A 20346-nucleotide genomic window follows, 5' to 3' on the forward strand; every position below is an offset into this window, starting at 1 on the left:
CTCTTTTCTTATTTCACTTTCTTTTTTTCAGCTCTTTCTCTCGCTTTTTTTATATAGCTTTCTGCATCTGGTGTTTTACATGATGTTGCACCGTGATCAACCTCTACTTTTCCAATTTCACGTGCAATTTCAATCGCTTGTCGCTCTAAGTCTTCATTACGAATTCCTATTGCGATTAAAGCACTATTCATCGCTTCTTTTTTTCTATTTTTTTCATTATGTATATTTTCTTTAATCTCTTCTAAGTACGGAGAGAAGAAATCATCATGTAACGTTTTATTTTTAATCGCTATATTTGCTAATAAAGACCAGCCAGCTCTTCCAATCCATTCATCATTAGACTTTGTCCACTCTTCCATTCTTTCTATTGCAATTGGCGAAGTACATATAGATTTCATAAGAACATCCATTAAACAGTAATAATCAACATTCTGAATCCAACTATTAAGCTGTTCTGTCGCTATTTTTTTCGGATCTAAAATATAAGTTGCTAATGTCATTGCGTCCATATTGTTCGTTTCCCACAATCCAACTGCTAAATCGTGATCTTTTTTTATCTTCTTTTTTAACAATTTTAAATTCGCAAAACTAACTCCAAATAACGGCTCTTTCGCTCCGTGGTTTTTATACGTTTTTCGATTTTGTTCTGTTCCATATTCCTCTAGTTGCTGCATTACTTCCTCAAGTAGCATATACCCACCTCTTTATCTTTTATGTTGACTGTATATATGTATGTACGATATATTCTACATTACTTTTTGGTTTTCCTATATTTATTTTGAAAGTACGGTATGTGAAATTTCTAAACATCGCACAGCTACACCATCAAAAAACTGTATGTTTAACATGTACAGTTTTTTGATGGTAACAATTTTCCGTAGAATAAAATATAAACTACGAAAGAACTTTTAATGAGATGTGTATTTCCAACATGTTTAGAAAACTCTTTAAAATGGTTTACTATCATACTTTTATACCTCCTTCATAAATTATGTTTACTACATTTATTCTTAACCAAAATACTTTCTACATTTTAATAACTCTCTTAACTAAATCTTCTTATATAAAAATCCCTACAAACGCTGTAGGGATTTATGTCTAAATCATTTTGTTACACTCTATTTCATATGAAAATAGTTTCCTTATTCAGATGCATTCATAAGCACAATTCTCCAACCATCGGGATCCTCTATTGTGGTTCCCTTTTCTATCCAATACGGGTTTTCTGGTTCCACCTCATGATAGCCCATATTACTTAATCGATTCACTATCTTTTCAATTTCATCTTTATTAGGCATATAAAAAACTAGTAAATTATCTTTTGTCGGTGCCGGACATGGACTTCCATTAACATGTGTAGTAAACTCCAAATGATACTCTTCATCTGGTAATCCAAACATAACCCCGTCATATCCTTCGTGATTTTGAAATTCCCCTATACGTTTTAGTCCTAATCCTGTTTCATAAAAACTGATCACTTCTTCAAATTTATCTGTTGGTCTTGCAATTCTAAATCGAACCCAATTCTTCATGCAAATCTCCTCCTTTTCATTTTTCAAAGCTTTATAGTAATTAGTATAAGTTACATATATTCCCTTTAACATCCCTCATTAGTGTGAGCTTCCTAAGTTGAAAGACCTATTAGTTAATAAACAATAGGACTTTAGTATAATTTGCTATTTTGCATTGTTTCTAATGTTATCCATGACTGCCCAATTTGATTAACATATGGCCTTTCCTCATTACAAATTTTACAGCGAGAAGGTGCTTATTCATTTTCGGGATACTGTACTCCACATGTAGTGCAAATATAATTATTCATATTCCCGCTCCTTTTTTCATGTAATTGTTTCTTTATCAATATTTTAATAAAAATCAAAAATATTCGAATCAATAATTGGAACGAAAACGAAGTGATACGAAAGTATGATTTGGTGATTGAAAGTTTAAATAATAAAGTTTAAATTCATTCTATTTTTCAAAACTGCAATTGATATAAAATCTTGCATACTTTTGAGTAAACTTTTTTACACTTGTAAAAAAGTTTTTTTGCATTTCCCTACCTATAATTGCTAATATAGTAGAGTAGAACTTTTATAGAGAGAAGGAAAATTATGCACAATGGAATTCGAATGACAACTTTAGTAAAAAGGGCTATGTTAGTTTGTGCGGGGGTATTATTCACATACGAAGTGGCTTTTGGATCAGTACATACTGCTCTAGCTAGTACAGAGGATGAAGCAAAATCTGTTCAACTTGTAAGTGAGATTCAAACATCTCTTGCTCCGAAAGAAGCTCCAAAACATTATAACGGGCAAGTTAGAAAAGTCGCTTATTTAACATTTGATGACGGTCCTGGAAAATACACAGCTGAGCTTTTAGATATGTTAAAGAAAGAAAATGCAAAAGCAACATTCTTCCTAATTGGTTCAAACGTAAAAGCTTTCCCTGATCTTGTAAAACGCGAAGATGCTGAAGGCCACTACGTTGGGATGCACAGTATGACTCATAACTACAAGAAACTTTACACTGAAGGTCATTACGTAGATGAAATGAAGGAAGACCAAGGCTTAATCGCTGGTGTTTTAGGTAAATCACCAGTATTAACTCGTCCATCTTACGGCTCTATGCCAGGATTAAACGAAGCTCTTCGCAACAAAGTTGTAGAAAATGGCTTAAAAGTTTGGGATTGGACAATTGATTCTTTAGACTGGAAATATAACAAAATGCAAGTTGATGCTGCATCTGCTAAAATTGTAGAAAACGTTCTAGCTCATTCTACAAATCCAACAGAAGTTATCCTTATGCATGATATTCATCCACAATCAGTAAAAGCAGTACCTGGAATTATTAAAGGACTGAAAGAAAAAGGATATGAATTAGAAGCGTATAATGAGAACGAACACTTCCCATTAAACTTCTGGCATGATAATCGTATGTAATGAAAAGACTTGATTCCCTCTAGTAGGTTATCAAGTCTTTTTTATCGTTTTTAGAATTTCCTTATAGAGAAAACCTATACACGCTTGCACCATATCAATAGTATACGTCCCTTTCCTTTTATCAAATAAATTTAACTTTGAAATATCACATGCTATCTTTAACCTAGTTTAAATAAGTGGATGTTATATAATCGTATTTATAGTGCAAACTGAAGAAGCTTGGAATCAATTTAAGAAAGAAACGCGATAAGTAAAAAACTACAAAAGCGACTTATTCAAAATAAAAACATACATATCAGAATACAGTCAAAAAAGGATTGAATATACAATTTCAATCCTTTTTTTTATATTATCAACACTTTAGCACATATTACTCTTAAGGAGTGATATGTATATGGATTTTCTTTCATCTGAATATTTGTCTGCCTTGCTTGCCATTATTGTAATCGATTTAGTGTTAGCCGGAGATAACGCCATTGTAATTGGATTAGCAGCAAGAAGATTACCGAAAGACCAACAAAAGAAAGTTATCATTTGGGGAACCATTGGAGCAATCGCTATTAGGGCCCTCGCTACCTTAGTTGTCGTTTGGTTATTAAAAATACCTGGATTACTCCTAATTGGTGGTGTACTTCTTATTTGGATCGCTTACAAGCTGATCGCTGAGGGCAAAAATCATGATATTAAAGCCGAAGAAGGATTTTGGTCTGCTATTAAAACCATTATTATTGCTGATGCGTTAATGGGCATTGATAATGTACTCGCTGTTGCAGGAGCTGCCCATGGTAACTTTTCTTTAGTAATCATCGGACTATTAGTGTCTATTCCAGTAGTCGTATGGGGCAGTACATTAATTTTAAAATGGGTGGATCGTTTTCCTGTCATCATTACGATCGGAGCAGCCGTTTTAGCTTATACTGCCGCGAAAATGATTGTAGATGAGAAGTGGTTCGCTGGATTTTTCGAAAGTAACCCTTTCGTTAAATGGGCATTTATCATTATTATCATCGTCGGTGTAGTTTTCTTCGGAAAGGCAAAACAAAAAGCAACAGCTGGTTCTGTCTCATAATGATGGTATATTTACAAATAAAAGGCGCTATTCATATGAATAGCGCCTTTTATTATTTAGCTTCCCCTTCCGGAGTCGTTTTTACCTTTGTTTTGTTTTTATCACGGTTGTTATAGTTATACTTCGAACGATCTACTGGAGTGAATCCTTCCGGTGTGTAGAATCGTAATAAGTCACCATTTACGACTTGGTCAGAGTATTTTAGTGAGTTTTGAACCATTTGTTCATTTTTCTTTATTTCATCTGTAAATTCTACAGGTTTTCCAGTAGTTGTATCATAGTATTTGCCGTTTAGTGCAGTAACTGTTGGGCTTACGTAGTTACCGTTACGGAACGCAACGACTTGTTTATGATCTGGTGATAATAAATCAGAACCGAATTGAACATAATTCTTTGTATCTGTACCTAGTAAGTGTAATAGCGTTGGAAGAACGTCAATTTCACCACCATATTGATGTTGTACGCCACCTTTCACTCCTGGTACACGAACGATTAATGGTACACGTTGTAACTGTGCATTTTCAAATGAGTTCATTTCTTTACCCATTACTTTTGACATTGCTGCGTTATGATTATCTGAAATGCCGTAATGGTCTCCGTACATAACAATAATTGAGTTATCATATAAACCAGATTGTTTCAAGTAATCGATGAAGCCTTTTACAGATTCGTCTAAATAGCGTGCTGTTTGGAAGTACGTATCTACTGATGAATCACCTGTTGTTGCTGGTTCAATCGTTGCTTCTGCCTTATCGATTGGATAAGGGAAATGGTTCGATAACGTAATAAACTTCGTATAGAACGGTTGTTTCAACGTTTGTAATAACGGAATAGATTCATTAAAGAACGGTTTATCTTTTAACCCGTAGTTTACTACGTCTTTTTCATTCATATCGTAGTATGACGCATCAAAGAATTTATTAAAACCAAATGATTTATAAATATCATCACGGTTCCAGAATGTTTTGTAGTTACCGTGGAATACTGCTGATGTGTATCCTTGTTGTCCTAAAATAGCTGGTGCTGATTGATACGTATTATGAGATTTCGTTGTAAAGACAGAACCTTGCGGTAAACCAAACATTGAATTCTCTAACATAAACTCCGCATCAGATGTTTTCCCTTGTCCTGTTTGATGGAAGAAGTTATCAAAATAAAGTGTATTCGCATCTTTTGTAAATGAGTTTAAGAACGGTGTAACTTCTTGACCATTTAATTTGTAATCAATTAAGAAGTTTTGGAATGACTCTAAATGAATGTAAATTACGTTCATTCCCTTTCCTTTACCGAAATACTCAGGATTTGGACTTGCATAAGTTGATGTTAAATAATTTCGTACTTCTGTCATATTATCACCATCAGCTAATGCTCGTTCTGTCGATGCTTTCGCACTTTGAATTCCATCATAAATTGTGTAGTTGTATGCACCTAAATATTTCACAATATAATTACGGTCAAACGTTCTTGTTAATAATTCAGGACGGTCAGACTCTGCAAGACCTAAGTTAACACTGAATAATAAAATACCTGCTACAAATACTAGAGATAATTTATGCTTCGCAACACGAATTGGTTTTGGATTTGCAAATTTTGTTGCGACTAACACAATTAATATAATCGTGTCTAAGAAGTATAATGGATCATAAAGATGTAGCAATGCAAGAATACTACCACCTAAATCTCCAAAGTTATTCGTTTGTGTTAATGTCGGGAACGTAATAAAGTCACTGAAAAAGCGATAGTATACTACGTTTGCGTATAAAAGAATCGACAATAACAAATTAATGATAATTAACCAAATATAAGATCGTTTCCCTTTTGCAAATAATGCTAGTCCTAAAAATAGAACTGCTGAACTAAGCGGGTTAAAAAACAGCAAGAATTTTTGGATTGTGTTTGAAATTCCTAAATTGAATTCTGTTACATAAGCTGCATATGTTTTGAGCCACAATAAAATAACGGCAAACAGAAAGAATCCAAAATGATTGCTTAACACACTTTTGCTCTTTAATAAGAACTGTTTCATTTCTCCACCTCTTTTGATCATCCAAGGCTTATTTTTTTATAAGTCTGTCTCTCTATTCAAATTTTCTTCTTCAAATAGATTATCTTTATTTAACTATATGAAGAATATTAGTAATTATAATTTGAAGCTAGTATTTATTCAACTATTTCTTTCTAGACATTTTGACCTTGGTTTCTATTTAACAAAATAAATTTGTAACATTTCCTGTTTTCTCCCAAGATTCATCCACTAATTATGACACCCCATACTATATACCTTTATAAACTCATTCGCAAACTATTCTATCTCCAAATTTGGTACATATTTCACATGACAAAATAATACGATTTGATTATATTACTCCACTTACATTTCCCTTCTTCAACTAACTCTTTAAATCTTAAAGTCATTACATCCCTTCCATACATGAAAGAATTCTCCTGTTCATTAATATTATATTTGAATAATTATTCATTTGACCGACCAGCGATGTTACATTTTCTCGACAAAAAAACTCGCTCTAAAAAGAGCGAGTTTTTTCATTATATATTATTGACCTTTGTACATTGCATCTACTTGTTTTTGAAGTTCCTCATTTTCTAAGAACTCATCATAAGTAGCCTCTTTATCGATTACACCGTTTGGTGTTACTTCGATAATGCGGTTTGCAATTGTTTGCACGAACTGATGGTCATGAGATGTGAATAAGATTGTACCTTTGAATGCAATTAAACCGTTGTTTAATGCTGTAATTGACTCAAGGTCTAAGTGGTTCGTTGGATCGTCAAGTGTGATTACGTTCGCACCACTTAACATCATTTTAGATAACATACAACGAACTTTTTCGCCTCCAGATAATACAGAAACGTTCTTCTTAACTTCTTCACCTGAGAATAACATACGGCCTAAGAAACCACGTAAGAAGCTTTCAGACTCATCTTGTGGAGAGAATTGACGTAACCATTCAACTAAGTTGTAATCACTGTTCTCAAAGTACTTAGAGTTATCTCTTGGGAAGTAAGATTGAGAGGTTGTAACACCCCATTTGAATGAACCGCTATCCGGCTCCATTTCACCCATAAGAATTTTAAATAATGTTGTCATCGCAATATCGTTACGGCCGATAAATGCAACTTTATCACCTTTATTTAAAGTGAAGTACACATTATCTAACACTTTTTCACCATCAATTGTTTTAGAAAGACCTTCAACAGTTAATAAGTCATTTCCTACTTCACGCTCAGGTGTGAAGCCAACGAATGGGTAACGACGTGATGACGGTCTAATATCATCTAATGTAATTTTGTCTAATAATTTTTTACGAGAAGTTGCTTGTTTCGCTTTAGAAGCGTTTGAACTAAAGCGTGCAATGAAGTTTTGTAACTCTTTTACTTTCTCTTCTTTTTTCTTATTAGCATCTTGTGTTAATTTTAAAGCTAATTGGCTTGACTCATACCAGAAGTCATAGTTACCAACATAAAGTTGAATTTTACCGAAATCAAGGTCAGCCATGTGCGTACATACTTTATTTAAGAAGTGACGGTCATGGGATACTACGATAACTGTGTTTTCAAAGTTCATTAAGAAGTTTTCTAACCATTGAATCGCTTTTAAGTCCAAGTGGTTGGTAGGCTCATCTAATAATAGAATGTCAGGTTGACCGAATAAAGCTTGAGCAAGTAATACTTTTACTTTCTCTGCCCCAGTTAATTCTGACAATTTCTTATCATGAAGGTCTTCACCAATACCTAAACCTTTAAGAAGAATTGCAGCTTCTGACTCAGCTTCCCAACCGTTAAGCTCAGCGAACTCACCTTCAAGTTCAGCAGCGCGCATTCCATCTTCATCACTAAAGTCTTCTTTCATGTAAATAGCATTTTTCTCTTGCATTACTTTGTAAAGTTGCGTGTGACCCATAATTACTGTTTCTAATACTGGGAACTCTTCATATTCGAAGTGGTTCTGTTTTAATACTGCTAGACGCTCACCTGGCGTAATATGTATGTCACCTGTTGATGGTTCAATTTCTCCAGATAAAATCTTTAGGAATGTAGATTTACCAGCACCGTTTGCTCCGATTAAACCGTAGCAGTTACCTGGCGTGAATTTTATGTTAACATCTTCAAATAATTTGCGATCCGCGAAACGCAAACTAACGTTACTTACTGTAATCATTTGTGTCCTCCTACTAATACCGCTTATTTCAGCGTTTTCTCACCGATTGTCTTAAAAAATCGCATATTACGACTCAATTATTGTAGACTATAGCTATTATATAGTAGAAGCTGGATGAATAGCAACGGTTGATTACCTTTCTACAATGAAATCGGATAGTTTTTGTCCATTCCCCTAGCTATTTGTATGTATATCATCGACCTCTTTCTCATATAACCTTTCACTGCTCATTCTGTAATATATCGGATTCATTTTCATCTGAAATATTTTTTCATCTGAAATATTATATACCGAAAAAACTGTAGAGAAATCATTCCCTACAGTCTCTTCTTATTTCGTATTTATTATTTTCTCTTTGTAACTCTTCATTTTACTCGTTAACCCTATTAACGCCGGTAATAATATCGGCATCACAATTAAAGCTAATAGAAGAAGTGCAACACCAACTACTGACGCAACTTGTATAAGTGTTAATACACCTGATGGAATTAATGCTGCAAATGTCCCGCCTAAAATTAGCGCAGCTGATAATACAACTCCTCCTATATGACGAGATGCAGTTACAATTTTCGTTACCGAATCCCCTTCTACCTCGTTATAGCGCATCATTACGAAAATACTATAATCCACTCCTAAAGCGACAATCATAATGAAGCTAAAGAATGGAACATTCCAGCTTAATGACTCTACATGTAATACATGTGCACTAATTTGTTCGCTTATACCGAGTGATGCAAAGTACGCCAATAGTAATGAGCCAATAATAAATATTGTGTTTAGTAATGAGCGTGTAATTACGATTAATACAATCGCAATGCCAATCAACATAATCGTAGCTGTACGTAAGAAATCTTGCCCTGTTACTTCTTTTAAATCAACGTTTCTAGCTGTTGTTCCGCCAATTGCTGTTTTCGCATCATGTAATTCCGTTCCCTTTACAGTGCCATCGATTGTTTTATTGATTTCTTGAATAATTGGCATCGCTTCTTTTGAATACGGATTTACATCTAAAATGATAGTCATTTTAGCAATTTTTCTATCCTGTGACATGTACGTGTTCAATGCTTTTTGGAAATCTTCTCCCTCTAGCACTTCTTTTGGAATATAAAACTTCTCAGAGCTCTTCGATTCATTGAGCTCCCCTAAATATTTCTGTGCGTCATGCAGGCCATTACTTACTTTTCCAAGCCCTTCTGTACTTTTAGATAAACCAGATTGTAATTGCCCCATCTTTTCTTGCAGGTCTTTAAGGCCCGTTAAAAGTTGTCCTTGCCCATCGTTTATTTTCGTTAATCCAGATTGTAACTCAACTGATTTATTTGCAATTTGTTTTGAACCTGAAGAACCTTCATTTAATCCATTTTTAAGATCGGCTGCTCCCTTTTGTAACTTATTAACTCCATTGCTCATTTCTTTTAAGCCGTTATCCACTTTCAGTAACGATTGATTCGCTTCTTTAAATGAACTCATCGCCGTTTTGTGCTGCGTTGCTAATTGATTTAATTCATTTGAAAGTACGCTTAATTTCTTTTGAGCCTCTTTAGCAATTCCTATCGTTTGTTGTATGTTTGGATCATTCGCTAATTCCGGTTTCGTTTGAACGAAATTGGTCATTAACATTTCAATTTGTTCATACCCCTTTTTCGCACCATCAATCGCTTGAGAAATACTTCCGAAGTATTGATCGTAAGAGTTTAAACCTTTTTCTAACTGTGCATAACCAGCATGCAGCTGCGACGTTGCATTAGATAGAACATTTATATTTTCGTTTACTGAAGCTAAACCACTCTCAATTTGCTGTGCTCCTTGTACACCGTCGTTTATGCCATTTGATAATTGATGTAAAGCTGTTCCTAATGCTGATACCCCGTTTTTCGCCTCGTTCGTTCCATCAATTAATTTTTGAACATTCGCAAGACTATTTGAATCATTACTTCCCATTTTATTTTTCGCATCCGTTAATCCATCATTAATTTCCTTTATGCCACCATCGGCATCTCCTAATCCTGTATTCAATTCTCCCGCTTGCTTATTTAAATATAATTCTTTTATCTTCTCACCAGTTGGACGTGTTGGTGCATATACTTCTGACACACCTTTAACTTTCGAAATTTTATCAGTTAATTCATCTAAAATTTGTAGAGAAGTTCCTTCATCCAGCTTTTTATCAGATTGAATGACTAATGTACTCGGTGAAGAGAAACCAGGCGGAAAATGATCTTCTATTACGTTAATACCCATCTTTGATTCATACTTATTATCCACTTCAAATAAATCATTGTAATTAAGTGTATTAGAGTATTTTAATACGAAAGGAATCGATATTACGAATACGATGATTAAAGCGACAAATGGCCTTGCTACTGAGTTTTTCGCAAAGAATCCCCATAAGCGACTATCCTCATGACCTTTAAATGTTTTAACTGGATAAAACATTCCTTTTCCTAAAAGCACCATAAAAAATGGATTTAAAGTCGTTAATACGAGTAATAATACTAAAACACCAATTGCTACCGCTGAAGTAGATTGATATAATTTAAAACTTGCTAACGCAAGTGATGCAAAACCAATTAGCACCGCTATTCCGCTATATAATACAGTTTTACCTGCTGATTTGAATGTTTCTTTCGTAGCTAAAAATGCATTTTCTTGTTTACTTAATTCTTCTTTAAACCTCGTATATAATAAAATGTTATAATCTGTTCCTACCCCAAACAGGACGACGACTACGAACACTTGTGTAAAGTTTGAGAATGGAAAATTAAATTGATCTACAAGCTGGGCAATAATCCCCATTGAAACTAAATACGATATACCAACTGTAAGAAGAGAAACAATTGGAACAACTGGTGAACGGAATACGAGGATTAATACTACAAGAATGAAAATGATTGAAATAACTTCTGTCTTTTTCACTCCCTCTTGAGAGGATTTAAGAAAATCACCCGCTATTAAGTCACTTCCTGTTAAATACGTTTTTACCCCTTTCGTTTGCACTTTTTCATGAAGATTATTTGAAACTTTTGATATTTCACCATGTTTTTTATCTATCGATATTTGCGTTAAAATAGTCGTATTATCTTTAGAAACTAATTGTTTCTCCAAGTCTTTATTGTCTAAATGTGAAACAACTTCCTTAATTCCTAATTGCTCTTTTTCATTTTGCAGGGCGTTGATTGTTTTTGTTATTTCCTTTTTTTGTTCATCTGTTAAAGCTGCCTTATTGCCACTATTAAAAACGGCTATAATTTCATACTTTTCAACCCCTTCTTTATCCATCTCTTTCATCATCTTGTCAGCAATACTGCTTTGCTTTGTATTAGGGATTGTAATTTTCCCTTTTTCTTTCACTAATTGATCCATATTAGGCATCGTTACGACCATTGTAATAGTAATAACTATCCATAATAGAAAAGATAAACTTCTCCAACTTTTTAACTTGCTCATTTGAATCATCTCCCAATATGAAATTCACATGTGGAATGAATATTCATTTCTACTCTTTTGAAAACAATTTTCGGAATGAACGTTCATTCCTATCATTCTATTAAATTATTAATTAACTTTATTAAACTAGGTAAATCGGAATGAATATTCATTCCTTCGGTTATAAAGATTTATTATCTCCTGTTATTCTTTTTCATACCTTTTTTCGGAATGAATGTTCATTCCTGTCCTTATAACGCTATAGAATCAAATGATTCTAATAGCATTCCAACAACTTTCTTCCAATTCCTTTACCAATTCATCTGTATATTCTAACTGCCCTGTTTCCATTACTTTAATTAATTTTTCTATTGGTTGATATACAATAATAATTAAAGCAATTGGTGGTAATGGACGAAGCAAACCTTTTTCGATTCCATCTTCAATCAAGTTCATGAAGAAACCCATGAAGTCCTCGAATATTTCATTACTATGTTCATCTAGAAAATAACTATCACAGTGAGAATTTGTAAAAAGAAAAGCATCTGCATTTTGTCTCGCAAATTCAAATAAACGGTTGTATGTATGGCTAAACTGTTCACGAATATTTGCGTCGACCGGGAAATCATTTTTTATTAATTCCGATAGTTGTAAAACACTTTTCGTAAATAAAGAATTAACAAGCGCTTCTTTATTTTCAAAATAACGGTAAATTGTACCTGCACCTACTTTTGCTTTTTCAGCAATCATGGGAATTGTTGTACCATCATAACCTCGTTCTGCAAAAAGTTGTATTGCAGCATCAAAAATATCTTCTTGTTTGTTTTTAGCCATTTTTCCACCTCAATTTCCAGGAATGAAAATTCATTCCGTTTTTAATTATAAATTAGATGCGCTAAAAGTCAAGTGTGTGGCAAAGTATAGCTGTGATTTTTTATCCCCTATTTATGAATGAAATTATATGAGCGATTTTCTAGATATATTGGCGCAATTTAAAATTATATCAGCGATTTTCAGGATATATCAGCGAAACTCTAATTATATCAGCGATTCTCAGGATATATCAGCGAAACTCTAATTATATCAGCGATTCTCAGGATATATCAGCGAAACTCTAATTATATCAGCGATTCTCAGGATATATCGACTTACCGAAAGAAGTTCACAATATAAGAGGAGGCTATCCCCAAATTTCACTTGGGATAGCCCGCCTTCATACATGCAAATTAAAAGAAATCATAAATAAACGGCTTACGCACTGGTACTAAATTCTCAAATGATCGTATTGCCTCGTCACTTCCACTAATGAATTCAAGTTCATTTAGTTCTAATGGCCGTTTATATCCAAGCATTATTGCCGATAACGCAGTTATATCCAGTTTAATTCCTTTTTCAGTTTTTTCTTCTACAATTGTTATTTCATGATTTGCAAGTCTCACTGTTATGTTATTCCACGGAGCAAATGCATCTGTAATGTTTAGGATCACTTCTTGCTGTACATTGTTCCAATTCAACTCATATTGTTTTAAAAACTGCTCCACATCTACAATTCTTCCCATAAAATATGGTTTTATTTCTGTCTTCACGCGTGGCTCTTGCAATGAATATAATAACGGTTCGCTTTCACTTACTGTCATTTCAATTTCTTTAATCATAGAATCATGCTGACAAATAAAGTTCCACAGACCATTTCGTGCTTCATTATGCAGTGGTACAAATTCTTCTACTGTCATTTTATAGTTTTCTATTTTGTATAACATGTAACCTGCTGCCTTTTTATTTTCATCATAGTAAATCGCTAATGTTAAATCATCATAAACCGCTTGTAACCACCAGTTCTTCTCTCGAACTAACATACATGAAAAACGTTCTGCAAATGCTTCATAGAGCTTCTCGACTTCTTCTGGATGATTTTCTTTATTAAAACGTTTCACAGTACCATTTACTTGTTTTTTCATCACTAAATCGCTCTTACTCATATGACATTTGAGTAGATTCGCACAAAGTTCCCAGCCGTATTTACGGTAAAATGAAACAGCAAATGGATGTAACATAGAGACTGTAAAGCCATCTTTTTTCATTGTTTGAAGTGAATGTTGAAGTAGCTCTTTTACATACCCACTTCTTCTGTACTCTGGATACGTCGCTACTCCTGCAACGCCACCCATTTTAAATTTTTCTTTACCTATGTAAATATGAAACGGGATGAGGTGTAGTTTTGTAGCTAAGTCTTCCCCTTCCATAATGCCGTATATTTCATGACTTTCCTTCATTTTTGTAAGTTGCTGCTGTAATCGTTCCTCATCTACTGTATATTGAAAAGCGTATTCTGATAAACGTAATGCTTCTCTGAACTTATCTTCTTTTAATTGTATGACATTCATATAATTCTCCTCCATTCCCTGTTTGAATTATATCATAATTCTCACTATTATAATTCGGTAAGTGAAACTACAAGGACGTTTCAACAAAAAAAGCAGATACATCACGTATCTGCTTTCCATCCTTTTTATTTAGCTAATTTTTGAAGTTCGTCAAAGAATGTAGGATATGATACACCTACTGCTTCTGCATCTTCAATAATTGTTTTTCCTTCTGCCAGGCAACCAGCAATTGCAAGCATCATTCCGATACGGTGATCACCATAACTATTTACTGTATTGCCTTTTAGAGCTGATTTTCCGTAAATGATCATACCGTCATCAGTTGCTTCTATGCGAGCTCCTAGTTTCGTTAACTCAGCAACGACTGTATCAATACGGTTTGTTTCTTTTACTTTCAATTCATGTGCATCTTTAATTACTGTAATTCCTTCTGCTTGCGTTGCCGCTAATGCGATTACAGGAATCTCATCGATTAATCTAGGGATAATATCTCCGCCAATTTCAATTCCTTTTAATGAAGATGTTTCGATTGTAATATTTGCAGCTGGTTCTGATGCCCCTTCGTTAATTAGATCTACAGTGAACGTAGCACCCATTTTTTCTAAAACATCAATAATACCTGTACGGGTTGGATTCATCCCTACATTTTGTAATACTAGTTTACTATTTGGGATGATTGCACCTGCTACTAAGAAAAATGCTGCTGATGATACGTCACCTGGCACTTGAATGTCTGTTGCTGTTAATTTTTGTCCACCTGACAACTTCACTGTTTTCCCTTCGCGAGTTACTTTAACACCAAATGCTTCGAGCATTCTTTCCGTATGGTCGCGTGAAATATGTGGTTCTGTAACAGCTGTTACACCTTCTGCACGAAGACCTGCAAGTAAAATAGCCGACTTTACTTGTGCACTTGCAACAGGAGAAATATATTCAATTGCTTTTAAATCTCCGCCACGTATTGTTAACGGTGTAAATGTTCCTTCTTCTCGGCCGTCTATGTTTGCGCCCATTTGTTTTAATGGGTTTGTTACACGCTTCATCGGTCTTTTTGCGATAGATTCATCACCTTGTACGCAAGAGAAAAATGGTGTGTTAGCTAATATACCTGACATTAATCGGATTGTTGTACCAGAATTACCAACATCTAATACAGCTTTCGGTTCTTGTAAACCTTCTAATCCTTTACCAACTACAGTAACCTCATCACCGTTTTGCGTAATTTCTACTCCCATTTCTTTAAAACATGAAATCGTACTTAAACAGTCTGCACCGGGCAAGAAACCTTTAATTGTTGTTTTCCCTTCTGCAATAGAACCGAACATAACAGCACGGTGTGAAATGGATTTATCACCTGGGATTGTAATATTGCCATTCAATCCGTTATTAACAGGTTGTATTGTTCTTTCTTTCACGTTTTTCACCTTCTCATTTAAATTGTTTCATAAGTTTGGTATTCTTCTTCTCCAAGCGCTAGCTTTGCTTTCATACGATCTTCTTCCCTTTGGAAGCTAATACGTAATACCCCAAGCAGTCCTTCACGCGCTTCTAATATTTGCAAGTTCGTAATACTAATTTCCTCGCGCGCTAAAATACTCGTAATATGAGCCAATGCCCCCACCTTATCTAATACATCGACGTATAAGTCGTGATAGGCAGGAATTGCCCCTCTCTTTCTTACTGGTAAAGAATCACGGTATTCTTTCGCATCTGCAAAATAGTTTTGAATCTCGCCTGCATCTCCGGTAGAAACTGTTTTATATAAATCTTCCATTTCAGAGATCCACTCTTTTAATAATACCATTAAATGCTCTCGATTTTGCTTTACAATATCACTCCACATTTTTGGACTACTAGATGCGATACGTGTAATGTCTTTGAAACCTCCAGCAGCTAGTTGATGAATGAGCGGATTATCTCCTGCATGTTTCTCAACTTGCTTTACTAAACCTGCTGCGATAAGATGCGGAAAATGACTAACGATCCCTGTTACATAATCATGTTCTTCCGTATTTAAAACAAGAAAATGTGACCCTGTTCCTTTTAACCATACTTTAAGGTCTTCCACTTGTTTATTTGGCACGTGATTCATCGGTGTTAAAATGTAAAATGCATTTTCAAATAAATGTGCCTTTGCACTTTCAACTCCCGTTTTATGAGAACCCGCCATCGGATGTCCACCAATGAAAGAAACATCCTTTGAAAATAAAGCTTCCGCTTCGTTCATAATAGACCCTTTTGTACTACCAACATCAGTCACTATAACATCTTCTCGTAAACGGAATGACGCAAGTTTGTGTAATAGCTTCTTCGTTTCTTCAACTGGAGAAGCAAAAACAATTAAATGTGCCTCTTCACATGCACCCTGTAAATCACCTGCTATTTCATCTACTACGTGTAATTCTTTTGCACGCTCTACTTGCTCTTTAAATATATCGTACCCTGTTATTGTTACATCGTGCTCTTTCTTAATTGCTAATGCGAGAGAGCCTCCTATTAAACCTGTTCCAATTAATACTACCTTTTTACGCATTGGCCTCATCTCGAGACTTATTTTTTTTATTTTCAAAGTGTTGTTTTAACACTGAAATCACTCCTTCATTTTGCTCCCTTGTTCCAACTGTAATACGGACACCATTTGGGAATGGACGAATAATAAATCCTGCATGTGCACAAGCTTCATAAATCTCTCCAGCATTATCTACCGGTAAAAAGATGAAATTAGTTTGTGACGAATAAAATGGTATTTCGTTTTCCTTACAGAAACTCTCGTATTGCTGTAATCCTTCTGTATTCACGTGAACTATTTCTTTAATAAACTCGTCATCACCAAAAGCAATCGTAGCTGCTTTTTGCGCTAATGAAGATACGTTAAATGGTAAACGTACGACATTTAATTTCTCAATTAGCTCTTCCTGTCCAATCGCATATCCAACGCGGAAAGAAGCTAATCCGTACGCTTTAGAAAACGTTCTAAGTACAAGAATGTTTTTATGTTTTTCTAAAAGCGATAATGTCTCAGGGAAATCTTTTGCTGTTACGTATTCATAGTACGCTTCATCAATGACAATTAACGTATTCTCACTAATACCTTCAATAAATTGATTCAATTTTCGATCATTCACATATGTGCCTGTCGGATTGTTCGGATTACAAATCCATACAATTTTCGTATTATTATTTACTGCTAATGAAATTTCGTCTAAATCGTATACACCGTTATTTAAAGGAATTTCTTTCACTTCACAACCTTCAATAATTGCATGATGACGGTACTGCGGGAATGTCGCACCAGCTGTCACGATGTTATCTCCTGCCTTGAGTACTGCACGACTTATGATTTGAATGACTTCATCTAAACCACTACCACAAAGTACTTGTTCCATTTGCACATGCAACTTATCTGCGATTGTTTGACGGAGCGTTGTAGCACCTCCGTCAGGATATAAAGCATGTTCCAACCAAGAATTTTGCAACTCTTCTAAAACTCTCGGTGAACAACCGAATGGATTTTCATTCGATGCTAATTTCACAAACGAATGATCTCCGTACACTTCTTTCATTTGTTCTGGTGATTTACCTGGTTTATATGGTTGTAATGATGATAGTTGATCTTTTACTTGCACGTTAAACCCACCTTTTTATTAAAATTCTTTTGCGTAGTTATTGTGTTGCATAATGTTTTGTTTTAATAATTCCATACGATCTTTTCCGAATTGTTCGACTAGTGCATCTGCAAGTTCCCATGCCACAACAGATTCAGCTACTACACCCGCTGCTGGTACTGCGCAACTATCAGATCTTTCAATACTCGCTTGGAATGCTTCTTTCGTATCAATATCAACGCTTGCTAACGGTTTGTATAAAGTAGGAATTGGCTTCATCACGCCTCTTACGATAATTGGCATACCTGTTGTCATACCGCCTTCTAAACCGCCGGCATTATTCGTTTTTCTCGTGTATCCTTTTTCTTCATCCCACAGAATTTCATCATGCACTTTGCTTCCCGGTTGTCGTGCGGCTTCAAAACCTACGCCGATTTCAGCACCTTTAAATGCATTTATACTCATAATTGCGCCAGCAAGTTTTGCATCTAATTTACGATCGTAATGAACGTAACTACCAACTCCAATTGGCATACCTTCTGCAATGACTTCCACAATACCACCGATTGAATCTCCACTACTTTTTGCGTTGTCAATCGCATTCATCATTTCTTGCTCTACTTCTTTATCTAAACATCGAACTGGTGAGTTTTCAGTAATTGTTTTAATTTCTTCAATCGATAAGTTTGAAATATGTTTTGCTTTTACTCCACCAATTTCAAGAACATGTCCTGCAATTTCCACGCCTAATTCGCTTAAAATTTGTTTTGCAACTGCACCAGCAGCTACACGAACTGTCGTTTCTCTTGCAGATGACCGCTCTAATACGTTTCTTATATCACGATGACCATATTTAATTGCTCCATTTAAATCTGCATGTCCGGGACGTGGTTTTGTAATTGTACGTTTCATGTCTTTACTTTCTTTTTCCGAAATTGGCTCTGCACCCATTACTTTCGTCCAATGTTTGAAATCATCATTTTTTACAATTAACGTAATCGGTGATCCAAGTGTCATCCCGTGACGAACACCACTTACAATTTCAACTGTATCTGTTTCAATTTGCATACGTCTTCCGCGTCCATGACCTTTTTGTCTTCTTAATAATTCTTTATTAATATGTTCCGCCGTAAGTGTCAAACCTGCTGGTACACCTTCTAAAATAACTGTTAACTGCGGTCCATGTGATTCTCCAGCTGTAATGTATCTCATTTCTCTTGCCCCTTTACTATTTTTTTGTACAAAAAAGTCCCTACTGAGCGCTCAGTAGGGACGATATTTATCGCGGTACCACCCTAGTTGTAGACTTCTTTCGTCTACCTCTCTTCTTCTTTAACGATCGTTCGACCGTCTTACCCTCCAAAAGTTGTCGGGAAAGATGCTCCAAGGCTGTAATTCATGCTTACCTTTGTACTGATTCACACCGACCATCAGCTCTCTTTAACAGTGAGATAAGCACTACTGTTTCCTCTTCAACGCATATATGATATGGAATTAAGATAATTTATTTTTGAAACCTTTTAACTCATCCATGAATCTATGGAATTCTGGAATGTCCATTTGTTGTGCAGAATCTGATAATGCAACTGCTGGATCTGGATGAACTTCAGCCATTACTGCATCTGCACCAATTGCAAGTGCCGCTTTCGCTGTTGGTAATAATAAATCTCTGCGTCCAGTTGAATGTGTTACATCAACGATAACTGGTAAATGTGTTTCTTTCTTTAAAATTGGTACTGCAGAAATGTCTAATGTGTTACGTGTTGCTCTTTCGTATGTGCGGATACCGCGCTCACAAAGAATAATTTGATCGTTACCTTGCGCAATGATGTATTCCGCTGCGTTAATGAACTCATCAATTGTTGCTGCTAATCCACGTTTTAATAATACTGGTTTGTTAACTTTACCTACAGCTCGTAATAAATCGAAGTTTTGCATGTTACGTGCGCCAACTTGAATTACATCAACGTAGTCTAATGCCATTTCAACATCGTTCGGATTTAAAATTTCACTAATAATTGCTAAGTCAAACTCGTCTGCTACTTGACGTAAAATTTGAAGTCCTTCTACTCCTAAACCTTGGAAATCATATGGAGAAGTTCTCGGTTTGAATGCACCACCGCGCATTAATTTTAAGCCTTGGTCTTTCATCGCTTGCCCTACTTGACGAACTTGTTCTAAACTTTCTACTGCACAAGGTCCCATGATGAACGTTTGTGTTCCGTTTCCAATCAATTCACCTTTTACATCAACGATTGTATTTTCTTGTTTCTTTTTACGTGATACTAGTAACGCTTTACGGTTATCATCTTCTTGTAACTCTAAGCTTGCTTTGAAAATCGTTTTGAAAATATGTTGAACTGTTGATGTTTCGAATGGTCCTTCGTTATGCTCTGCAATCATATCAAGTACTTCACGCTCACGTACTGGATCAAAGCGTTTCGTGCCTTGTACTTGCTTTTGCTCTCCAATTTTTTGAACAATTTCACCACGTTTGTTTAAAAGGTGTAATAGTTGTAAGTTAATTTCATCTACCTGTTTACGTAATTGATCTAATTCATGATTTGCCATTTGGAAATCCTCCTCTAATGTTTTAAAAGTATAGTAAGAGAATAAAAGATTCTCTATTTTCTGAACTGACTAATTATACAAATTTATAGTGGAATCGATACCTCTTCTTATTTTAAACTAATAATTCGTACAAAGACATGAACTACTAGTTAAAAACCCACTTTTTTGT

The 20346-nt window shown here is 35.0% G+C and carries 14 protein-coding genes and 1 other annotated feature; of the genes, 2 read left to right on the plus strand and 12 right to left on the minus strand.

Annotated elements, in window-relative coordinates:
• Nucleotides 1-8: 8 nt before the first annotated feature.
• Nucleotides 9-692, minus strand: coding sequence for a DNA alkylation repair protein (locus MHB52_RS14950; protein ID WP_061663248.1), 684 nt, complete (start codon nucleotides 690-692; stop codon nucleotides 9-11).
• Nucleotides 693-1142: 450 nt separating this feature from the next.
• Nucleotides 1143-1532 carry a VOC family protein gene (locus MHB52_RS14955; protein WP_000800682.1) on the minus strand — a complete coding sequence of 130 codons (390 nt, stop codon included), beginning with the start codon at nucleotides 1530-1532 and terminating at the stop codon, nucleotides 1143-1145.
• Between the two features lie 582 nt (nucleotides 1533-2114).
• Between MHB52_RS14955 and MHB52_RS14960 the strand changes: the two genes are divergently transcribed.
• Nucleotides 2115-2942 carry a peptidoglycan-N-acetylglucosamine deacetylase gene (locus tag MHB52_RS14960; protein ID WP_000551451.1) on the plus strand — a complete coding sequence of 276 codons (828 nt, stop codon included), beginning with the start codon at nucleotides 2115-2117 and terminating at the stop codon, nucleotides 2940-2942.
• Between the two features lie 394 nt (nucleotides 2943-3336).
• Nucleotides 3337-4011, plus strand: a complete 675-nt coding sequence (locus MHB52_RS14965) for a TerC family protein (RefSeq protein WP_000346955.1) — start codon at nucleotides 3337-3339, stop codon at nucleotides 4009-4011.
• Between the two features lie 52 nt (nucleotides 4012-4063).
• On the opposite strand, the gene MHB52_RS14970 is transcribed toward MHB52_RS14965, so the two are convergent.
• The 10 genes from MHB52_RS14970 to MHB52_RS15015 form a co-directional block, all read right to left on the minus strand.
• The gene (locus MHB52_RS14970; protein ID WP_000808770.1) at nucleotides 4064-6037 is read right to left on the minus strand and encodes an LTA synthase family protein; all 1974 of its coding nucleotides are present in this window, start codon (nucleotides 6035-6037) and stop codon (nucleotides 4064-4066) included.
• A 528-nt stretch (nucleotides 6038-6565) separates the two neighbouring features.
• Nucleotides 6566-8191: an ABC-F family ATP-binding cassette domain-containing protein gene (locus tag MHB52_RS14975; protein ID WP_000633864.1), complete on the minus strand. Its 1626-nt coding sequence runs from the start codon at nucleotides 8189-8191 to the stop codon at nucleotides 6566-6568.
• Nucleotides 8192-8521: 330 nt separating this feature from the next.
• The gene (locus MHB52_RS14980; protein ID WP_016118102.1) at nucleotides 8522-11638 is read right to left on the minus strand and encodes an MMPL family transporter; all 3117 of its coding nucleotides are present in this window, start codon (nucleotides 11636-11638) and stop codon (nucleotides 8522-8524) included.
• 246 nt (nucleotides 11639-11884) lie between these two features.
• Entirely contained in the window at nucleotides 11885-12451 is a 567-nt protein-coding gene (locus MHB52_RS14985) for a TetR/AcrR family transcriptional regulator (RefSeq protein WP_001107290.1), read from the minus strand.
• Between the two features lie 392 nt (nucleotides 12452-12843).
• Nucleotides 12844-14001: a GNAT family N-acetyltransferase gene (locus tag MHB52_RS14990; RefSeq protein ID WP_016118103.1), complete on the minus strand. Its 1158-nt coding sequence runs from the start codon at nucleotides 13999-14001 to the stop codon at nucleotides 12844-12846.
• A gap of 125 nt (nucleotides 14002-14126) precedes the next feature.
• Nucleotides 14127-15416 carry a 3-phosphoshikimate 1-carboxyvinyltransferase gene (aroA, locus tag MHB52_RS14995; RefSeq protein WP_000664630.1) on the minus strand — a complete coding sequence of 430 codons (1290 nt, stop codon included), beginning with the start codon at nucleotides 15414-15416 and terminating at the stop codon, nucleotides 14127-14129.
• 17 nt (nucleotides 15417-15433) lie between these two features.
• Nucleotides 15434-16534 (minus strand): prephenate dehydrogenase, encoded by a 1101-nt coding sequence (gene tyrA / locus MHB52_RS15000; RefSeq protein WP_016118104.1) that lies wholly within the window; start codon nucleotides 16532-16534, stop codon nucleotides 15434-15436.
• Nucleotides 16527-17627, minus strand: coding sequence for a histidinol-phosphate transaminase (hisC, locus tag MHB52_RS15005; protein WP_001197277.1), 1101 nt, complete (start codon nucleotides 17625-17627; stop codon nucleotides 16527-16529). Before hisC ends, tyrA begins: the two co-directional genes overlap by 8 nt.
• A gap of 18 nt (nucleotides 17628-17645) precedes the next feature.
• Nucleotides 17646-18818 carry a chorismate synthase gene (gene aroC, locus MHB52_RS15010; RefSeq protein WP_016118105.1) on the minus strand — a complete coding sequence of 391 codons (1173 nt, stop codon included), beginning with the start codon at nucleotides 18816-18818 and terminating at the stop codon, nucleotides 17646-17648.
• A 53-nt stretch (nucleotides 18819-18871) separates the two neighbouring features.
• Nucleotides 18872-19091, minus strand: a binding site (T-box leader).
• A gap of 9 nt (nucleotides 19092-19100) precedes the next feature.
• Nucleotides 19101-20177, minus strand: coding sequence for a bifunctional 3-deoxy-7-phosphoheptulonate synthase/chorismate mutase (locus tag MHB52_RS15015; RefSeq protein WP_001273575.1), 1077 nt, complete (start codon nucleotides 20175-20177; stop codon nucleotides 19101-19103).
• Nucleotides 20178-20346: the final 169 nt, after the last annotated feature.

It is taken from the genome of Bacillus sp. FSL K6-0073 (genome assembly GCF_038006085.1).
GTDB classification, from domain to species: Bacteria; Bacillota; Bacilli; order Bacillales; family Bacillaceae_G; genus Bacillus_A; species Bacillus_A cereus.

Coding starts and splice junctions, on each gene's coding strand:
- aroC (WP_016118105.1), bottom strand. CDS start 18,818: ATGAGATACATTACAGCTGGAGAATCACATGGACCGCAGTTAACAGTT.
- tyrA (WP_016118104.1), bottom strand. CDS start 16,534: ATGCGTAAAAAGGTAGTATTAATTGGAACAGGTTTAATAGGAGGCTCT.
- MHB52_RS14980 (WP_016118102.1), bottom strand. CDS start 11,638: ATGAGCAAGTTAAAAAGTTGGAGAAGTTTATCTTTTCTATTATGGATA.
- MHB52_RS14950 (WP_061663248.1), bottom strand. CDS start 692: ATGCTACTTGAGGAAGTAATGCAGCAACTAGAGGAATATGGAACAGAA.
- MHB52_RS14975 (WP_000633864.1), bottom strand. CDS start 8,191: ATGATTACAGTAAGTAACGTTAGTTTGCGTTTCGCGGATCGCAAATTA.
- MHB52_RS14990 (WP_016118103.1), bottom strand. CDS start 14,001: ATGAATGTCATACAATTAAAAGAAGATAAGTTCAGAGAAGCATTACGT.
- MHB52_RS14955 (WP_000800682.1), bottom strand. CDS start 1,532: ATGAAGAATTGGGTTCGATTTAGAATTGCAAGACCAACAGATAAATTT.
- MHB52_RS14970 (WP_000808770.1), bottom strand. CDS start 6,037: ATGAAACAGTTCTTATTAAAGAGCAAAAGTGTGTTAAGCAATCATTTT.
- MHB52_RS15015 (WP_001273575.1), bottom strand. CDS start 20,177: ATGGCAAATCATGAATTAGATCAATTACGTAAACAGGTAGATGAAATT.
- MHB52_RS14960 (WP_000551451.1), top strand. CDS start 2,115: ATGCACAATGGAATTCGAATGACAACTTTAGTAAAAAGGGCTATGTTA.
- MHB52_RS14985 (WP_001107290.1), bottom strand. CDS start 12,451: ATGGCTAAAAACAAACAAGAAGATATTTTTGATGCTGCAATACAACTT.
- MHB52_RS14965 (WP_000346955.1), top strand. CDS start 3,337: ATGGATTTTCTTTCATCTGAATATTTGTCTGCCTTGCTTGCCATTATT.